Raw genomic sequence first — 18149 nt, forward strand, 5'->3', positions numbered from 1 at the left:
ACTTAATTAATTAGGTGCTTCTTATAATAAGCACATAAATCGTCTGCAGAAGCACCAAACCATTTTCTTACATATATAGTCCAATAATGGTATTGCAGTTTCCAAATTCCATGTTTTTTATACATACGTGCAGAGGTGGTGAGTTTTTTATTAATTACTACAAATGCTTTCCGAGCATATAGCTCATTAATAAGTACATTATCCTCGTATATTTTATAGTTTTCATTATAGCCACCAATGTCATTAAATAATGCTTTGGTAATAAACTGACTCTGATCACCACCTCTACAAGCTCGCCAAGAGAATTGTGTTAACCAACTTGCTAAGCGAAGCCACCAATGATTACTATCAAATTTTAATCTAAAACAACCAGCCTTGTTGCCTTTTTTAACTTCATCTAGAATTAACTTATCATACCGGTTTGGAGGGAAAGAATCTGCATGAAGAAAATAGAGAATATCACCTTTGGCATTTTTTGCACCAAGATTCATCTGCTTGGCTCTGCTTTTTGGCGAATCAAGCAAAACTACTTTTGGCTGATTTGTTAATTCTGAACTTGATTCAGCATCTCGTTGTATTTTAAATCTTTCTACTTCGTCTCGGGTACCATCCGTACTTCCGCCATCTACAACAATAATCTCAGAAATTGAACTTAACGAAGCATTATCAATTAAATGGAAAAGTAAATCTCTTATAGTTTTACCTTCATTTAAAACTGGTATTATGATTGAAATTTTAGTCATTCAACTCCCAATTATAATCTTTGTAACTCTTTTTAGCACTGCTCGAAATAGTGACTTCAGAATATTGATTTAAAAAATCAATTAAGCTTCCATCTTGCTCAAAATCTTTTTTAAACCACTTGAAGATTTTAGATAATTTAATTCTATCCTTTGAAATTTCATTTTTAGACGTATCCGATAGAAATTCTTTTGTAGCATTGGTTAATTGCGCTTCTAAATTTTTAGAATTAAACGCTTCGTTCTGTAATTTAGGACAAGATTCTGACGCGCAAACTATAGCAAAATGAATTCTAGGTTCATCCATTTTACGTAATATTTTATGCTCAATATCATTCAGATTTAACCACTTATTACCAAATTTCCATAGACGCTGATCCCAAGGGTCTTTAACGTCTTTGATACTATTTGTTGGGTAATTTCTGATGATTAAGTCTACAGTTAATGCATTGTAGGCGTTAATCCAATAGGCTAGTTTTTCTTCCTTGGACCACTCTTCATTTGGTAAGTTATCGCTTAAGTAATCTATATAAACATCAAATTCCGATCTATCATTTCTTATCGCTTTGTAGTCTATATTTCCATTCTGTGAAATATATTTTTGTAGAATCTTATCCCATCGATTGTGCATTATCTCTTTATAATTTAAGGGCTCTTTTGGAGGTTTCGGCGGAGGAGGTAATAGTTTTTCTTCTTCTTCAACTTTTGGTGGCTCTGGTGCTTCTTGGACTAAAGGAGGTTCAATATTATCAGGGACTTCAGTTACAACGACAACCTCTTTTGTTTCTTCAGGTTGAGTTTCAATAGCCTTTTTTGTTCCACAACATGAGGATATAAATGCTGATAATAAAAAAATCGAAAGATATTTCATGTTTAATACTTCTGTTCATGAGATTCGCGCTTACGCGAGAATACAGGATATAATTCCTGACTTACAAAACCCTTTGGAAAGTTTTCATCACCTTCAAAACCCAATTCAATATCTCTACCATCATACGGCACAAAATCAGTTTTAAAAAGATAATCCCAAAGACTTAAGGTTAGTCCAAAATTGACTCCATACCTTACATGATCTGGTAATGCTTTAGCGTGATGCCAAATATGCATCTTCGGATTATTAAAAAGATACTTTAAAAACCCATAATCCCAACCTAGATTGGCATGATTTAAGTGACCAACTGCTATGCTAAAGAAGTATACTATGGCTACATCTTGTGCATCAAAACCACCAATGATTGCAATAGGAATATATAGTAGTGATTTATAAACTATTGGCTCCATCCAATGGTAACGGAGATGTGCAGCGAAGCCCATTTCTTTTACAGAGTGGTGTACCTTATGGAAATTCCAAAGCCATTCAAAACGATGTAATAAACGATGTGTGTTCCATTGCACAAAATCTGAAACAATAAAAAAGATGAAAAGCCCCAACCACTGAGGTAAATCGTCGACATCAAATAGCTGTAAACTAGATATTGATAATCCTATTTTAGATAAGAGATCATTAAAAAATTCAGAAATAGTATTAGATAAAGCGATAAGAATAATAAGATTTAGAATAAAGAAATTGAAGAACATATAAAATGTGTCTAACCAAAAGTCTTTCCTAAAAATAGCTTGTCCTTTTCGCCAAGGAAAGGCAATTTCAAGTAGCCAAACTACAATAGAAATTACAATAAGACCATAAAAAAAGTTATCCCAATGATTGAGGTCAATGAGTTCGTATTTCAGATAATTCCAGTAATCTGAATAGGATTTTTTGAATATTTCTATGTATTTATCCATTCTAGTTCCCGTGAAAACGGGAATCTTATTTAGTTATTTTATGTTTAATGTCTGGTCGAGCGCAGTCGAGACCTTCTTGAGACCTTTCGACAGAGTTTATGCTGAGCGCAGCCGAAGTACTCAAGATGACATTTCAGTTTCATTTAAAAAGATTCCTGCTTTCGCAGGAATTTAACAACAACCTCCACCATCATAGTGAAATGTAGATTCCGAAAAATAAATATCATCTCTACCTAAAGCCTGTAAAGCACCAGCAGTTTTATCACAAACAGCTAAAGGTTGGTTTTTTAGTAAAACATGTCCTGCTTTATCATCAAAATAATCTTCATCACCATAATAAATAGCGGCTTTACCTGTAAAGATACAAGGGCCATCAGCTGGCATTGGATCTTTAATAGCAGCAACTTCAATCGATTCAATATAAATTAATTCGTCTGTTGGATAATTTTTTGGATCGAGGATTCTATATGGCTTTCTGGCTCTAATTTCAATGGTGCCAAAACCAGCATCAGTTAAGGCCTTTACATATTCCGCAATTGGTAAACTTCCGCTTAAGCACAATGCTCTAAGACGATCATCATTTCGTAATTCATCGTTCATAGGTTGTTCGCAAGTTGGATCGCTCATAACCAAACGGCCATGAGGTTTTAAAACACGATACATTTCTTCAATAGCTTTCTTTAAATCATCTGCTTTAAAAATATTGAAAAGGCAATTCTGTGCAGCTACATCAATACTATTATCTTCAACAGGAAGATGCATTGCATCTCCTTTTTTAAGCTCAACAAACTCAGATTTAAACCAATCGTTTTGAGCTTCAGCTTCTTTAAAGTTTTTACGTGAAGCTTCTAACATTTCGTCTACTACATCAACACCAATAACTCCACCTTTTTGTCTGTTGAAGTAAGAGAATTGTAACAATTCCATTCCTCCACCAACACCAACATAAAGCATTTTTGGGTTATTAGTTAAATCGCGAGCATGCACAGTAGAACCACAACCGTAGTTCATCTCTTGCATTATTCTTGGAATTTTTAGACCAGGTAATTCCCAAATAGGATTAGTAGTACAGCATAAACCAACATCTGGCGTTAAGGCTGCTTCTTTATATAAATCGTTTGTTGCTTCTAAGTAACTCATAGTTCAGTCTTCAGTTTTTTAGTCTTCAGTCTTCAGTCCTAAATTTTGCAGATTCAGGGTAACTGAAGACTGCAAACTGAGGACTGCCAACTTTAAAGTGTTTTTATCAATTCTTTAAATAATGTTATCATATTCGGTTCTGCCTTGCCTGCCATGGCGATTATTTCAGCAATATCTACCGGTTTTAAATTATCAGGATTACATTCATCTGTTAAAACAGAAACCGCAGCAGCTTTTAATCCTAAATGATTAGCAACTATAATTTCAGGAACCGTACTCATACCAACAGCATCAGATCCAATAATTTTAAGCATTCTATATTCTGCTCTAGTTTCTAGCTGAGGTCCAACGACAAAGGCATAAACTCCTTTATGTAATTTGATGTTATTTGCTTTCGCAATACTTTTAAATTTCGAGTTGATTTGCGCATCATAAGGAGCACTCATATCTGTAAAACGTTCACCTAATTCTGAAACCCCTTTAAAAGCTAAAGGAGAACCGCCTTGTAAGTTAATGTGATCGTCAATAAGCATTAATTCCCCTTTTTTAAAGTCTAAATTAATAGCTCCAGCTGCGTTAGATACTAGTAAAGTTTTAACGCCTAACTTTTCCATAATACGAACTGGAAACGTCACATCTTGCAGCGAATAACCCTCGTAAACATGAAAACGCCCTTGCATCACTACTACCTTTTTACCTTCAAGGGTTCCATAAATAAGTTTGCCTTTATGAAACTCTACAGTCGCTGTTGGGAAATTTGGAATATGGTTATAGCTTGCTTCTGCAATAATATCAATTTCATCAATAAGCTGTCCTAGTCCAGTGCCTAAAATGATACCAACTTCTGGATTATCAAAGCCCTTACTTTGTAAATATTCCGTACTTTCAGTAATCTGTTTAATCATTAAGTTGTTGTATTTTTTCTTGTAATTTTAAATTCGATTTATAAAATTCTGAAGCTATTAAATCTTCATAAGTATCGATGTCGTTTAATGTGTCTAAGATACTGACCGTAATGTTGTTTTTATGTAACTCTTGTAACGTTTCTTCTAATAGATTAGATTGACTCCATGGTTTGTTGGTGAATATCTCTGAATTCATTTTAGATAAACCTACCAAGTAGTAACCTCCATCTTCTGCTGGACCAAAAACAACTTCATTTTTGTCTAATGCTTCAATGCCATTTGTAATATGAGTTGCATTAATATTTGGCAAATCTGAACCTATCAATACTATTTTTTTGTAGCCAGCTTCAAATCCGTCTTTGAAAGCATTGAGCATGCGTTCACCTAAGTCAGCACCATTTTGAACAGTCTTAAAGTCATTCTGCCATTTGGTGTCAACCACAGCATTAGAAAAATAAATACGTTTATCCACGTTTAACGCTTCAGTAGCTTGTTCAGTAATTTTTACCAATTCAGAGTAGACCTCAAAAGCACCAAAATCGCCAATAGTTTTAGCGAGTCTTGTTTTTACGGTTCCTAGTTTTATGTTTTTTACAAACACAATGACGAGTGCATCAGTCATAAATTTTAATTCCTTTTAAAAGCCATTTACTCCATTCTTCAGAAAACGTATGCACATTTTCGGTTGGCTCATTATTAGTATCATAAACTATGAAGTCATTATTCTTCCATTCAAAAATACCACCAAATAAATTGTAAACATTGGTGTAGCCAGCTTCTTTAAGTTTCTCTCCTATATCTTCTGAACGAATACCGACAGAACAATAAACAACTATGATTTTAGATTTATCAGTAACCTGTTCTTCAACAGATTCTATATCAAAATGATCATAACCTACTTGAATGGCATTTTTAATATGACTAACTTCAAATTCTTTTAGCTCTCTAGAGTCTAATAGTATCATATCAGATTCTGGCATTGCTAATTCTTGTACTGAGATATAAGGAATACTTTCAGTATTATATTTCTTTAATAATTTCGAGATTTTTTTTTGAGCAAAACCAATACTCGAGATAAATAAGACTATAAGAAAGATTTGTTTTTTCATGTTTTTGGTTTTATGCAACACTTCCTTGGCAACTACTTCCTGCACCAGCAGTACAGCCATAACAATGTTGGGAAATGACGATATTTCGACCTTCCAAAAGGTCTTCGTTATATTCTGAAATGTGTTTCACTTTACTATTAACAGGCAATTCTAACATCTGGTTAAAATCGCAATCAAATAAATAACCATCCCAACTTACTGAAAGTGTATTGGTACACATTACGTTTTCAACAGCAGCAGGATTATAAGCTTCAACAAGGGAATACATATAATCTTCATAGTTTTCTGAAGCAATTAAATAATCCAAAAATCGACTAATTGGAAGGTTGGTTATAGCAAATAAATTATGAAATTGAATACCGAAATCTTCCATCAAGGCCTTCTTAAAATCCTTTTCCATTGATGCTTGATCGCCTGGTAAAAATGCTCCAGATGGATTATAAACCAAATCTAATCGTAAATCGCTGTCAGGCATTCCGTACCCAACAGCATTTAATTCTTGTAATGCTTTAATAGACTTATCAAAAACACCATCTCCACGTTGCTTGTCCGTTTTTCCACGTGTCCAATGTGGCATAGAACTTACCACATGTACATTGTGTTTTTTGAAGAATTCTGGTAAATCGTAATACTTTTTGTTAGCACGAATAATCGTCAAATTAGAACGTACAATGAAATCTTTAACGCCTGCTTTTGCAGCCTCTTCAACAAACCATCTAAAATCTGGATTCATTTCTGGCGCTCCACCAGTTAAATCCAAAGTATGTGCTCCTGTATTTTTTATGACTTCGAGACATTGTCGCATGGTGTCTCTAGTCATTATTTCCTTTCGGTCAGGACCAGCATCTACATGGCAATGATCACAAACCTGATTACACATGTAACCAACATTGATTTGTAGAATTTCAAGTTTTTTTGCCTTTAGAGGAAATTGACTCGTTTCAGAAATCTTAGCCTTAAACGTGGGTAGTTCTCCATTTTTAAAAATACCATTTGAGAGTATTTCTAATTGTCTATTACTTTGCGCTAAATCGCTTCCTTGTTTTTTTAGGGACTTTGTTGCCGTTGCCATTAATTAGTTTTGGGATTATTTTGCGTTTCGGTTTTTCCCCTCTGGGGAAATTAAAAGGGGCTTTTTTTACCCATCCAATTTATTAACCTTATTCATCATTTGAACGCCATGTACTAAAGTGGCTCCACTTTTTATAGCAGCACCAACATGTATAGCTTCCATCATTTCTTCTTTTGTTACTCCACGTTGCAAACCGTCTTTTGTATAGGCATCAATACAATATGGACATTGTTCTGTATGAGCTACGGCTAAAGCAATCAGTGATTTTTCGCGCGCTGATAAAGCACCTTCCTCGAAAACTTTTCCATAATAATCAAAGAATTTATTTCCCAATTCTTCACTCCATTCCGTTATTTTTCCAAATTTTCTAAGATCTGCAGGATCGTAATACGTCTTTGACATTTATTATTAATTAAGTAATTGTATAAAAAATCAATATAGCACTTTTTGTCGAAGTTAATTCTTAAAGATTACAGAAAAAACAGAAAATGTTTTCACACAAAAAGTCTTACTTTTAAATTCTCTTTTGACTCAACATGAAAAATTGGATAGAACTTTTATCAGAATTTGAATCTAAGCGACAACCTGTGGCTTTGATAACTGTTACCAAGTGTTCTGGTTCAGCACCTTGCGTTGTGTCATCTAGAATGCTTGTAACGGAGGATAAAACAATTTATGGGACTATCGGTGGAGGCAAGTTAGAGTTTAAAGCCATAGACGAAGCAATTATTGCATTAAAAGAAAACAGAATTATTGAATCATCTTATACATTAGGACCAGATTTTGCACAATGTTGTGGTGGAAAAGTTGAATTTATTATTGAGCCTATGAATCAATCGCCAGAATTATTCCTCTTCGGAGCAGGACATATCGGAACCGAAATTGCTAACCTTTTAGTTGACACACCTTTTAAAGTAAAGCTTATAGATTCTAGGCCACATTGGTTTGCAGAGTTTGATATTCATGAGAGCATAGACCAATGCCAAGTAAAAGAGAATGATTTTAAAACCTTTAGAGATGCCGTGACTTGGGGGCAGCATTGTTATGTTTTGGTGTTAACACATAATCATGCTATTGATTTTGATGTCGTTGCAATGGCATTGGAGCATGAAACTAAATACTTAGGCTTAATAGGAAGTAAAACAAAAAAGGCACGTTTCAATAATATGCTCATTAAGGAAATGAACATAAAAGAAGGTATTAAGAATGTCGTTTGTCCAATAGGTTTGCCAATTGGGGGTGATACACCAAAAGAAATTGCCATTAGTGTTGTTGCTCAATTGCTTCAAGTGCATTATTCACCAGTAGAAAAATAGACACTGTCATTCAGAGCTAAGCGAAGAATCTTTTTTATGAAAAACAACAAAATCACTATAGATAGATTAACAGCGCTTTGGGCACTAAACGAATCTGGTTTAGGTGGATTTCTACATGTTTTTAATACGCCATTTACAGGGTTAATTGTTGGCGGAATTGCAATTTTGCTCATTAGTTTAATTGCCTATTATGCTGAGAATAAATGGCAAGCCATTTTAAAAGCATTAGTCATTGTATTAATTATAAAAATGGCAGTCAGCCCTTATTCTCCATTTGGAGCTTATGTTGCGGTTAGTTTTCAGGCTGTTTTTGGCGCCTTGTTATTTTCAAAGTTTTCTTGGAGAGGCTTTGCTATTATCATTTTAGGTTTGGTTACCTTTTTAGAATCTGCGCTTCAAAAATTACTAATACTTACCATTGTCTATGGGACTGAATTATGGGAAGCTGTAAACATCTATGGAATCTGGGTTCAGAAGAAATTAAACTTTATTTCAGAAACGTCAACAACCTCTTTTTTAATTGCAATCTATCTTTTAGTTTATGGTATTTGCGGCATTTTAGTAGGTGTTTTTATTAAGAATATTATCAAAATTATATCAGAGAAAAAGGAAGTTGATTTCCATTTGGATTTGGTTACAAATGATTCTGAAACTAAAGTTGGAAAAGTGTCGTTTAGAGCCAAAGTGATTTGGGTTTGGTTGCTAACAGTTGCAATTATTGTTTTAGCATTTTCATTTTTTGGAGGCACACTTTTTGGATGGCAAAAAGCTGTTTATATTTTGCTGCGAAGCTTTTTAATATTGATGCTTTGGTATCTGGTTTTAGGTCCGTTGTTATTAAAATTAGTTCGAAAATATCTGAACAAAAAAGAATCGCAGTACAAAGAAGATATTACCAATGCGATGGATTTATTCCCATATTTCAGACAGATATTATCTTACACTTGGAAAGAAACCAAACACCTAAAAGGGATAACACGCTTTAAGTATTTTATAGCGAATAGCATTTCTAATTGTATTCACTTTAAAGTGCCTTCAGAATGATTTATATTCTAACAGGAGATATTAGAACGGGTAAAACATCTGCTTTGTCAGATTGGGTGAGTGGCAGAACTGATGTTGATGGTTTATTGTGTCCAGATGGTAAGAAAGGGAAACGATATTTTTTGAAAATTAAGTCGAAGGAAGAATTAGAACTTGAAGTCGAACTCGAATCTGAAAAAACAATAACAATTGGACCTTTTCATTTTTTGAAATCTGCTTTTGAAAATGCTAATAAATTTCTAATAGCATTAAGCGCTAAAAAGGAAAGTCAATATCTCATTATTGACGAATTAGGAAAATTAGAATTGCAGCATAAAGGATTGCATAGCGCAGCTATAAAATTGATTCCTGATTATGTATATAATGATAGTAAGCACTTGATTATTGTTGCTAGAACGTCTTTGTTAGAAGCGATAATTAATCAATATCAAATAAAAGCATATACATTACATACAGAAGAAAATCTGAAAACGATTGCATAATACTTGAAACACTATTCATTCTAAATGTTATAGAAATACTTCCAATAATTTTGCATCCTTTGAATTAAAACTCAAAAAGGCAATATTTGCTGGAACAAGAATGGTTTCCCCTTTTGTTAATGAAATGATTTGATTATTGTAATTAATTTCCATCTTGCCTTCTACACAGATGTAAATAACAAATGAATCTATATTCGCTAGATCTCTGGATAGTTTTTCACTAACATGAATAAAATTAGTTTTAAAATAAGTAGAATGCACTAACTTGTTTGTAGTGTTTATTGTATTATTATAATCAGTTTTATAATTTTCATACAGATTATAATCAATTGCATTTAAGGCTAAATCTGTATGCAATTCTCTCTTTTCACCTGTGGTTTTGTCTACTCTGTCGTAATCGTAAATTCGATAAGTGATGTCTGACGTTTGCTGAATTTCCGCCAACAGAACTCCAGCTCCAATAGCATGAACTCTTCCTGTGGGAATATAAAATGTATCACCTTGACGAACCTTTTCAATATTTAAAATTTCAGTTAAGGTTGAGTTTTTTAGGTGATCTTGATAGCTTGCTTTATCTGTTTCTTGGTTGAATCCTATGATCAATTCGGCATTCTTTTCTGCTTCCATAACATACCACATTTCGTTTTTGCCAAACGAATTATGACGCTCTTTTGCTAATTCATTACTGGGATGGACTTGAATTGACAATGGTGTTTTGGCATCAATGAATTTAATTAATAATGGGAATTCATTACCAAAGGTTTCGTACACACTATTACCAACCAATTCACCTTTAAATTCCTTAATTAGTTCTTTTAACGACATTCCTTTAAGTTTCCCTTCTCTAACTAATGTTTCATTATTTTCTACATTCGAGATTTCCCAGGATTCTCCAATAGAATCTAGGTTATAATCTTTGTTCAACACTTTTTTTAGTTTATTTCCTCCCCAAATGCGATAACTGAAAACTGGATTAAATTTTAAAGGATATAGTGTCATTTATCTCAACTTTTGTTTTATAAATTCCTTCGTAATAATTTCTAAATATTGTTTTGCATTCATTAAGGCATCATTTAAACTAAGTGCATGGTTCATAATAGAGTCTGAATAAGTAATTCCTAAATCTTGAATTATCCTTTTTCCCAAATCAATACTCCCACAGAAAGCTGCAACTTTTATTTGATTGTTTTTTGCTGAATTCAATACACCACTTAATGCTTTTCCGGATAGTGTTTGGTCATCTAGATTCCCTTCACCTGTAATAATCCAATCGGCATTTTTTATTTTAGTATCGAAATCTGCAATTTGTTTTATCACATCTATACCTGGCAATAATTCTCCGGTTAGAAAAGCAACTGTTCCTGCTCCCATTCCGCCAGCAGCACCAGCACCTTGTATATGTTGTGTTTGAAGATTGAAGTGTTTGTCTAAAACTTTTGAGAGGCTCTGTAATCCTTGATCTAAATAACTAATATCATCTTCAGTTGCTCCTTTTTGTTTGGCATATACAAACGCTGCACCATTTGGACCATATAACGGATTTGTAACATCACAAGCAATTTGAAATTTTACGTTTTTCAAACGTTTATCTACTAAAGCATCGTCTATTTTAATGATAGAAGAAAGTTCGCTACCGATGGGCTTAACTTCCTTGTTGTTTTTGTCTAAGAATCGATATCCTAAAGCAGTTGCCATACCAATGCCACAGTCGTTTGTGGCACTTCCACCAATACCTAAAATAATATGCTTAGCACCTTTGTCAATTGCATTTATCACTAATTGCCCTGTGCCGAAAGTAGTCGTGTGCATACAATTTTGGTCTTCAGGCTTTAGAAGTTTCATACCAGAAGCTTCAGCCATTTCAATAAATGCTATTTTAGAACTTTCAGAATATAGATAGGATGCTAATACAGGTTTAAAAACAGGATTATTAACTTCAACCTTTATAATGTTACCTTTTAAATAATAATTAACGACTTCAATAGTACCATCTCCTCCATCTGCCAGAGGTGCTTTAATCACTTCTGCGCTTAATGATAATTTTAAAATTTGTTCAATAATGCTACAAAACTCAAGACCTGTTAGTGAACCTTTGTATTTATCTGGTGCTAAAACAATTTTCATGACCTATCGATTTTAGCTGAGCATATTCGGAAGAAAATAACTGATAGCTAGAATGAAAATAAAAAATGAAATTAGAATAACGCTTTCCTTCTTGAGCAATTCTTTATGGTCGAATGTATATGATATTTCCATTTTTTTAGCAGGTGTCTTACTAGTTAATTTACTTACTATAACGGCAACAATAATTGCGATTAAAAAACCAGTCAAATTATACCATATCCAAAATAAATCTGGAACATTGTTTATACCAAGTTCGGCTAATACCACATGAATTGAAACGTCACCAGAATAGAAACTCCCTTGGCTAAAGAAATAAACAAGTTCTGGTAAATATTTGAATATAAGATTAACAACTACAGCTATTATTATAGCTGCATTCATTCCAATATGATTGACTTTTTTAAGGAAAATTGCGATGACAAATGCTGCTAATATTGGTCCATAAAATAAAGATGAAATAGCGTTGATGAGTTCAATAACTGTACTTTCACTATTACCAAAAAGATAAGCTGCCAAAATACATACGGCTCCCCAAAAAACAACCAGACCTTTGGATATATACATATATCGCTTTTCAGACAATTTCTTTTCACCACTGTTAAAAAAGTCTTCAATAGATACTGCACTCAACGAATTAATTGTAGAACTTAATGAGGACATTGCTGCAGACATAATACCGACCATAAGAATTCCTATAAGTCCATTTGGTAAATATTTAGTTATAAATACAGGAACCATTAAGTCTGGCTTTATACCTGATTTTGCATATTCTGCAGGATAGTGAATGCGTGTTGTTTCTTTTATGCCCTCGTAAAACTCCGGAATATTACTCACCAAATATCCAATGACCAGTCCCATAATACAATATACCAAAACGACTGGAAATCTTAATAATCCGTTTGCCATTAATAATTTTCTAATCGTGCCTTCGTTTTTAGCAGATAATAAACGCTGTGCTTGTGTTTGATCTGTTCCGTAATACGATAAATAGAGAAATAATCCACCTAAAAGCATAGGCCAAAAGCCATATTCTTCGCCATCAAAAATTCCAAAATTATTAAAATCTAAGACTTGCAATCTGTCTGAATCAAAACCTGTAAAGGTTCCTGTGTCTTTCATTAAAGAGTAACCTACAATTAAACAGATAACTAAACCTGCAAATAGTATAATCATTTGAATAGCATCTCCCCAAACTACAGCTTTCATTCCACCTTGATAAGAATATACTAGTGTGACAACACTTATAATAAGGAGCGTCCAGTGAAAACTTATGCCAACTACAGATTGAATAATTAATGCCATGGTAAATACCATAACTCCTGTGCCCAAAGCACGACTGATTTGAAATACAATGCTAATCAATTTTCTGGTTGATTTTGAAAAACGGCGTTCTAAATATTCGTAAATACTTACAATACCAGATTTATATAATGGCGGAATAATAAAAAACATGATACCAACCATAGCTAATGGCACCCCAAGCTCAAAGGTTAGCCATTTCATACCTCCATTAGCTTTAAGACCAACAAAGGCTGGTGCAGAAATAAAACTAATTGCTGATAATTGGGTTGCCATTGTGGACAAACTCAAGGGAAACCAACCTAAGCTTTTACCACCTAAAAAATAATCATTTGAATTTTTATTCTCTTTAAAAAAGTAACCCATGGCCATAAAGCCAACGAGGTAAAATGCAATTATTGTATAGTCTAGCCAATTCATGTCAATTTATTTTTTAATTGTTTTCTAACCGAATCTTCCCATTCGTGTTTTAGGATACTCATTAGAATGGCATCAGTTCTTCCAACCCCATTAATACTAGGAAATAGACTTCTTAAAACTCCTTCTTTCTTACAGCCAACACTTTCCATTGCTGCTATACTTACAAAATTATCACTGAAAGCTCCAAAACCTATTCTTTCAACTTGTAAATTATCAAAAGCAAATTGAAACAATAGATACTTTGAATTTTTATTTAAGCCAGTACCTTGAAAGTCTTTGCCAATCCAAGTGTGACCTAACTTTATAGTTCCTAAATCTTCGGAGTATTCATATAATCTTGTGCTACCTGCAAATTGATTACTTTTTTTATCATAAATGACAAAAGGATATTCTTTATTTAGTTTCCTATTTGCAATAGCTGATTCCACATATTTGGTAAGAGATTCTAAATCTTTACCGTGTTCAAAAAAGTAAATCCAAATACTTTCGTCTTTAGAAATTTTAATTAAATCTTTAATATGACTTTTTTGCAATGGCATTAACTTAACCCTTTTATTTTCTATGACGTAATCTTCAGAAAAATTGAGTTTCATAATGCTCTATATTTTTTAGTCTTTAAATAAATCTAACAATAAAGCTGCACTCCAAGAAAAATTATTTCCTCCGTAACCAACACTCTCATCTAAGTCCTTTCTTGAATCAAAGTATTCGTAAAACCCATAGCGTTCAATTAACGCTATAGAATCTTCTTTCACGCGTTTGGCTTCATCATTAAAATCATATAATTTTAGCCCTTTATAAAGTAACCAGTTTAGATTTATCCAAACTGGTCCTCTCCAATATTTACGAGGGTTGAATCTATCACTTTCCGGGTCGAAAGATGCACAAAGATATTTATCATCACCTCCAAATTTATCCATCATGGTTTTAACAATAGTTATTGCTCTTTCATTACTTGGAATTCCAGCAAATATCGGAGCAAATGAAGAGGAAGATAAAAATTCTATTTGTTTTTCGTTTCTTAGATCGTAATGCACGTAAGCACCTAATCTTTTATTAAATAGCTTTTCATTAAATCTCGCTATAGCGTTAGTTTGCCATTTGTTTAATGTTTCAATTTTATCTTCAGAACCACCAATAATTCTGTATAATTCTATTAATGCTGCATTAGATTTTATGAGCATGGCATTAAAAAGCGGATCTTGAACTAAAAAAGGAGAGAGTTCGGCTATTTTGCCGTCATCATAATTGTGCTCTTTTGCAATTTCAATAAGGTGTAAATAGTAATCGTACTCCCTGTTTGAAGGTCTTTGAGCCGCATCTACATGAGTTGTGTCTCTTCTTTCAAATTTGTATTCTGGCGGATTCATTGTGTCCCAGATATCATCCCAAATTGGCGAATTATCTGTGCCAGATTCCCAGTTATGATAGATGTAAACTAAGCCTTCTTGGTTAGGATCTCTATGTGTGTAAAAGTGTTTATGATTGCGAAAAACCTTATCAATATTTTGTTTTATAAAACTCAACATTTCCGCTTTATTATCGACAATATCATAAAGTTCCTTAAGCACAAAACCTAAAACAGGTGGCTGCGTCATACCTGTTGTTCTGTGTGTTTTAGAAGCTAAAGGATGTAATTTAGATAAATGAAAATCGGGTCCTGGGAAATACGTGTCACTATCATTATGAAAAATGATATGTGGAATAAATCCGTTTTCCCATTGTGCACTTAGCAAAGCTTCAACTTCTCGTTTTGCATTAGTTTCGTCATAATGAGCAAAGCCAATGGCAATGAATCCTGAATCCCAATTCCATTGAAAAGGGTATAGGCCTTCGCAGGGAATTGTAAATCCTTTATCTTTTTTGTTATTATTAAGGACTTTTTTAGCCTTTTCTATTAAATTGGTTTTTGTCATAATAGTATTGTAAAATGTAAAAGAAAGCATTGACATAAACTTAACAAATTATGCCAATGCTTAACTAATCAAACAATCAATCTTAAAAATTAAACGTTGTAGTAAGGAAAAATCTTCTTGGTAAAATTGGGCGTCCAAAAAAGAATTCACCATCATCAGATTGTCCTGCAATACCAGCTCTAGGATTACCTTCGGTAAGTCCTGCACTATCAAAGAGATTAAATACTGAGAAACCAACTCTTAAACTATTGTTTCCCTGAGTTTCAAATGTGTAACCTGCACCTAATCTAGCTATTGTTATGGCATCTAATTCTACATTATTAGAATCATCGGTAAATTTAGCTCCTGTATGGTTAAATGATAAAAGCGCATCAAACTTTTGGTTATCATAATTTAATCCAAGAGAACCTAAAATATTTGGTTGTCGTCCTATTTCATTACCTTCATTAATCGTCGTAATACCACCATTTACCAAATCCTCAGTTTGGTTTGTAGAAATTTCATGATTTTGATATGTGAGTGTAGCGAATGCCGACAAGTCATTTGTAAATCTATAATTTGCAGTGGCCTCTAAACCAATAGTTTTAGTAGATTGCTCACTTCTAGCTTGATCAACCAATTGCCCACCAGAAATTGCTTGGTCAATTCTAATACGATCACTTAAACCTACATAGTATACAGCAGCAGAACCTGAGAACTTAGGCGTACCAAACTTAGCACCTATTTCACCTTGTACAATCGTTTCTGCCTCATAATTAGTATCGCTAATACCAGGTGTTGGTGCAAAACCTCTTTGTTGTGGGAAAAAGAATCCTCTAGAAAAATTGGCATATAAATTTGTAGACTCAGTAAGTTCGTATAAACCTGCTAATGAAATAGCCCAAGCTGTATCATCAATTTCACCAGTAGTAAAACTTCCATCTGTAAAACGTACAGTACTTAAATTAGTTGTTAATTCTGGATTATCATAAACTTGTGTATCTTCTAAATTTCCTCTTCTAAATGTTCCTTTCGTAGATTCTATACGTAAACCAACATCAAATCTCCATCTATCGAACTTCATCTCATCAGTAAAGTAAACCGCTGTTCTACTTTGTGTTAAAAAGTTATTAGATGTCATACCTATTCTATTGTAAAGACCTCCTTCAGAATAAATAACATTATTACCACCATCTGTATAACTTAAATTTACTAATCGTGGATCGTTATTAAACTCTGAAAGTACTCTGTACTGATAGTTAACATCTTCTGCTTCAGTTCTAGCTAAGAAGGTTCCAAAGGTATATGTATGATTTCCGTTATCAGAATTTAAAATAAAATTCGCTTCACCAGAATAATCTGTCATAGGTCTCAATCTATCTACGTGTAAATTCTCAACTACTAAATCGCTTCCATTTATTTGTTCTCCTGATCCACCTTGATAAGTAGCATCAAAACCTGTATTTCCTGGCGCTACTTCAGAAACATAGTTAGAAAGGGTAATTGGGTTTCCAAAGTCTCCATTTCCTCCTACATATAATGCGAAATTATGATCATAATTAGCATACTTGGCCTTAGCCTTAAATTTTAAATTGTCGCTTAAATTATAATCAAACTCAGCCAACAAATAACCACCTTTAGTATAAACTCCATCATCTACTGGGCTTTCATAAGAACCACCTGGCGTTAAAAATGATATATTGGATAATTCGCTACCCATAAGTTGCATAACTTCTTCACCGTCATTTCCATTTATACGTTCTCTTGTACCACCTTCTAATGGTAATGGTAGGTAGAACTGCGCTCTATCATTGATAAACTGTCCATGTATAGTGAAAGAACCATTATCAAACTTTTGTTTAATGTTTGCTCTTAGTTGAAAACCTCTTGTGTCTAAGCCCGTATCAATTGGTCCACTATCTTTTCTTACAAAACCTGTTACAGCATAGTAAGTGTTAGAGTTTTCTCCACCTAATTTACCGCCAGTATAAAAATCGGTTTTTAATCTTCCGTTGTTTCCGTATTCTAAGTTGATGATGTTTTCTGGATTAGAATCACCAGTTTTACTTGTATAATTAATAATACCTGCAACTGAACCAGCACCATAAAGTACCGCAGCACCACCTCTTACAAATTCAACTCCTTTAAATCCAATATCTGGACGTGCGTATACATCATGAGCAGAAGAATTTAATCCAAATGTGCTCATTAATGGCATACCATCATATTGAAGTGGGTTAAATACATATTGTCCACCAGAAGGTAAACCTCTTACAAATAAATTGGTAGCAGTTTCACCACCACCACCTTCTGCGGTAATGCCAGGAATACTTCTTAAAATATCTGCTTGGCTATTTGCTGATAGTTTAGTGATATCTTTTTGCTTTACTGAGCTAATTGACATTGGTGTGTCTTTTTGAGATCTAAATGTAGAGGATGCAGTTAGGACAACTGCATCTAAAGCATTTCCACCTTCAGCTAAAACTGCATTTACTGTGATAGGACTACCATCACAATTAATCGTTTTCTCAAATGTCTGAAATCCTACATAAGAAATCTGTAGAATATGTTCTCCACTTAAACTTGTTGTAAAACTAAAGTTTCCGTCAAAATCAGTCACAGCACCTGAGGTACTTCCTTTTATAAGTACGTTTGCACCAATTATTGGCATGTCAGTGGCATCTGTTACTTTTCCGCTTATTTCTGTTTGCGAAAAAACAGTAAACGCGCTTAGAATAAGTGCGAATGTTAGTAATAATTTTTTCATTGGTATTAGAGTTTTGTTGTTTATTGGGTAAATTTATTATCAAATCACTAT

At 33.5% G+C, this 18149-nt stretch carries 18 protein-coding genes; 3 read left to right on the forward strand and 15 right to left on the reverse strand.

What is annotated here, in order from left to right; translation table 11 throughout:
* Nucleotides 1-2 precede the first annotated feature (2 nt).
* The 9 genes from SJY34_RS13570 to SJY34_RS13610 all read right to left on the reverse strand — a co-directional run bounded on the left by SJY34_RS13570 (nt 3) and on the right by SJY34_RS13610 (nt 7153).
* A complete protein-coding gene (locus SJY34_RS13570; protein ID WP_400076507.1) occupies nt 3-743 on the reverse strand; it encodes a TIGR04283 family arsenosugar biosynthesis glycosyltransferase in 741 nt (246 codons plus the stop codon).
* Nucleotides 736-1611 (reverse strand): DUF547 domain-containing protein, encoded by an 876-nt coding sequence (locus SJY34_RS13575; protein ID WP_400076508.1) that lies wholly within the window; start codon nt 1609-1611, stop codon nt 736-738. Before SJY34_RS13575 ends, SJY34_RS13570 begins: the two co-directional genes overlap by 8 nt.
* Before the next feature lie 2 nt (nt 1612-1613).
* A complete protein-coding gene (locus tag SJY34_RS13580; protein ID WP_400076510.1) occupies nt 1614-2525 on the reverse strand; it encodes a sterol desaturase family protein in 912 nt (303 codons plus the stop codon).
* A gap of 171 nt (nt 2526-2696) precedes the next feature.
* On the reverse strand, nt 2697-3665 hold the full coding sequence (gene arsM / locus SJY34_RS13585; protein WP_400076511.1) for an arsenosugar biosynthesis arsenite methyltransferase ArsM: 969 nt from the start codon (nt 3663-3665) through the stop codon (nt 2697-2699).
* Between the two features lie 92 nt (nt 3666-3757).
* Nucleotides 3758-4570, reverse strand: coding sequence for a purine-nucleoside phosphorylase (locus SJY34_RS13590; RefSeq protein WP_400076513.1), 813 nt, complete (start codon nt 4568-4570; stop codon nt 3758-3760).
* On the reverse strand, nt 4563-5192 hold the full coding sequence (locus tag SJY34_RS13595) for a TIGR04282 family arsenosugar biosynthesis glycosyltransferase (RefSeq protein WP_400076514.1): 630 nt from the start codon (nt 5190-5192) through the stop codon (nt 4563-4565). The genes SJY34_RS13590 and SJY34_RS13595 overlap by 8 nt, the downstream gene beginning before the upstream one ends.
* Nucleotides 5185-5679 carry a rhodanese-like domain-containing protein gene (locus SJY34_RS13600; protein ID WP_400076516.1) on the reverse strand — a complete coding sequence of 165 codons (495 nt, stop codon included), beginning with the start codon at nt 5677-5679 and terminating at the stop codon, nt 5185-5187. Before SJY34_RS13600 ends, SJY34_RS13595 begins: the two co-directional genes overlap by 8 nt.
* A 10-nt stretch (nt 5680-5689) precedes the next feature.
* Entirely contained in the window at nt 5690-6751 is a 1062-nt protein-coding gene (gene arsS / locus SJY34_RS13605; RefSeq protein ID WP_400076518.1) for an arsenosugar biosynthesis radical SAM (seleno)protein ArsS, read from the reverse strand.
* Between the two features lie 66 nt (nt 6752-6817).
* Complete coding sequence (locus tag SJY34_RS13610) at nt 6818-7153, reverse strand: arsenosugar biosynthesis-associated peroxidase-like protein (RefSeq protein ID WP_109351487.1); 336 nt, start codon at nt 7151-7153, stop codon at nt 6818-6820.
* Between the two features lie 134 nt (nt 7154-7287).
* Between SJY34_RS13610 and xdhC the strand changes: the two genes are divergently transcribed.
* From xdhC to SJY34_RS13625, 3 genes are read left to right on the forward strand one after another with little or no spacing between them, the layout of a single operon-like run.
* Nucleotides 7288-8067, forward strand: coding sequence for a xanthine dehydrogenase accessory protein XdhC (xdhC, locus tag SJY34_RS13615; RefSeq protein ID WP_400076520.1), 780 nt, complete (start codon nt 7288-7290; stop codon nt 8065-8067).
* 36 nt (nt 8068-8103) lie between these two features.
* Complete coding sequence (locus SJY34_RS13620; RefSeq protein WP_400076522.1) at nt 8104-9111, forward strand: hypothetical protein; 1008 nt, start codon at nt 8104-8106, stop codon at nt 9109-9111.
* Nucleotides 9108-9593, forward strand: a complete 486-nt coding sequence (locus SJY34_RS13625; protein WP_400076524.1) for a nucleoside-triphosphatase — start codon at nt 9108-9110, stop codon at nt 9591-9593. The genes SJY34_RS13620 and SJY34_RS13625 overlap by 4 nt, the downstream gene beginning before the upstream one ends.
* Nucleotides 9594-9620: 27 nt before the next feature.
* On the opposite strand, the gene SJY34_RS13630 is transcribed toward SJY34_RS13625, so the two are convergent.
* From SJY34_RS13630 to SJY34_RS13655, 6 genes are all read right to left on the reverse strand, one after another.
* Nucleotides 9621-10592 (reverse strand): type I phosphomannose isomerase catalytic subunit, encoded by a 972-nt coding sequence (locus SJY34_RS13630; protein ID WP_400076526.1) that lies wholly within the window; start codon nt 10590-10592, stop codon nt 9621-9623.
* The gene (locus tag SJY34_RS13635) at nt 10593-11717 is read right to left on the reverse strand and encodes a glycerate kinase (protein WP_400076527.1); all 1125 of its coding nucleotides are present in this window, start codon (nt 11715-11717) and stop codon (nt 10593-10595) included.
* Nucleotides 11718-11729: 12 nt separating this feature from the next.
* The gene (locus SJY34_RS13640) at nt 11730-13436 is read right to left on the reverse strand and encodes a sodium:solute symporter family transporter (protein WP_400076529.1); all 1707 of its coding nucleotides are present in this window, start codon (nt 13434-13436) and stop codon (nt 11730-11732) included.
* Nucleotides 13433-14029: a GNAT family N-acetyltransferase gene (locus SJY34_RS13645; RefSeq protein WP_400076531.1), complete on the reverse strand. Its 597-nt coding sequence runs from the start codon at nt 14027-14029 to the stop codon at nt 13433-13435. The genes SJY34_RS13640 and SJY34_RS13645 overlap by 4 nt, the downstream gene beginning before the upstream one ends.
* A gap of 15 nt (nt 14030-14044) precedes the next feature.
* The gene (locus SJY34_RS13650) at nt 14045-15352 is read right to left on the reverse strand and encodes an MGH1-like glycoside hydrolase domain-containing protein (protein ID WP_400076533.1); all 1308 of its coding nucleotides are present in this window, start codon (nt 15350-15352) and stop codon (nt 14045-14047) included.
* A gap of 82 nt (nt 15353-15434) precedes the next feature.
* On the reverse strand, nt 15435-18098 hold the full coding sequence (locus tag SJY34_RS13655) for a TonB-dependent receptor domain-containing protein (protein ID WP_400076535.1): 2664 nt from the start codon (nt 18096-18098) through the stop codon (nt 15435-15437).
* Nucleotides 18099-18149: the final 51 nt, after the last annotated feature.

The sequence above is a fragment of the Winogradskyella sp. R77965 genome, assembly GCF_044594915.1.
Classification (GTDB): Bacteria; Bacteroidota; Bacteroidia; order Flavobacteriales; family Flavobacteriaceae; genus Winogradskyella.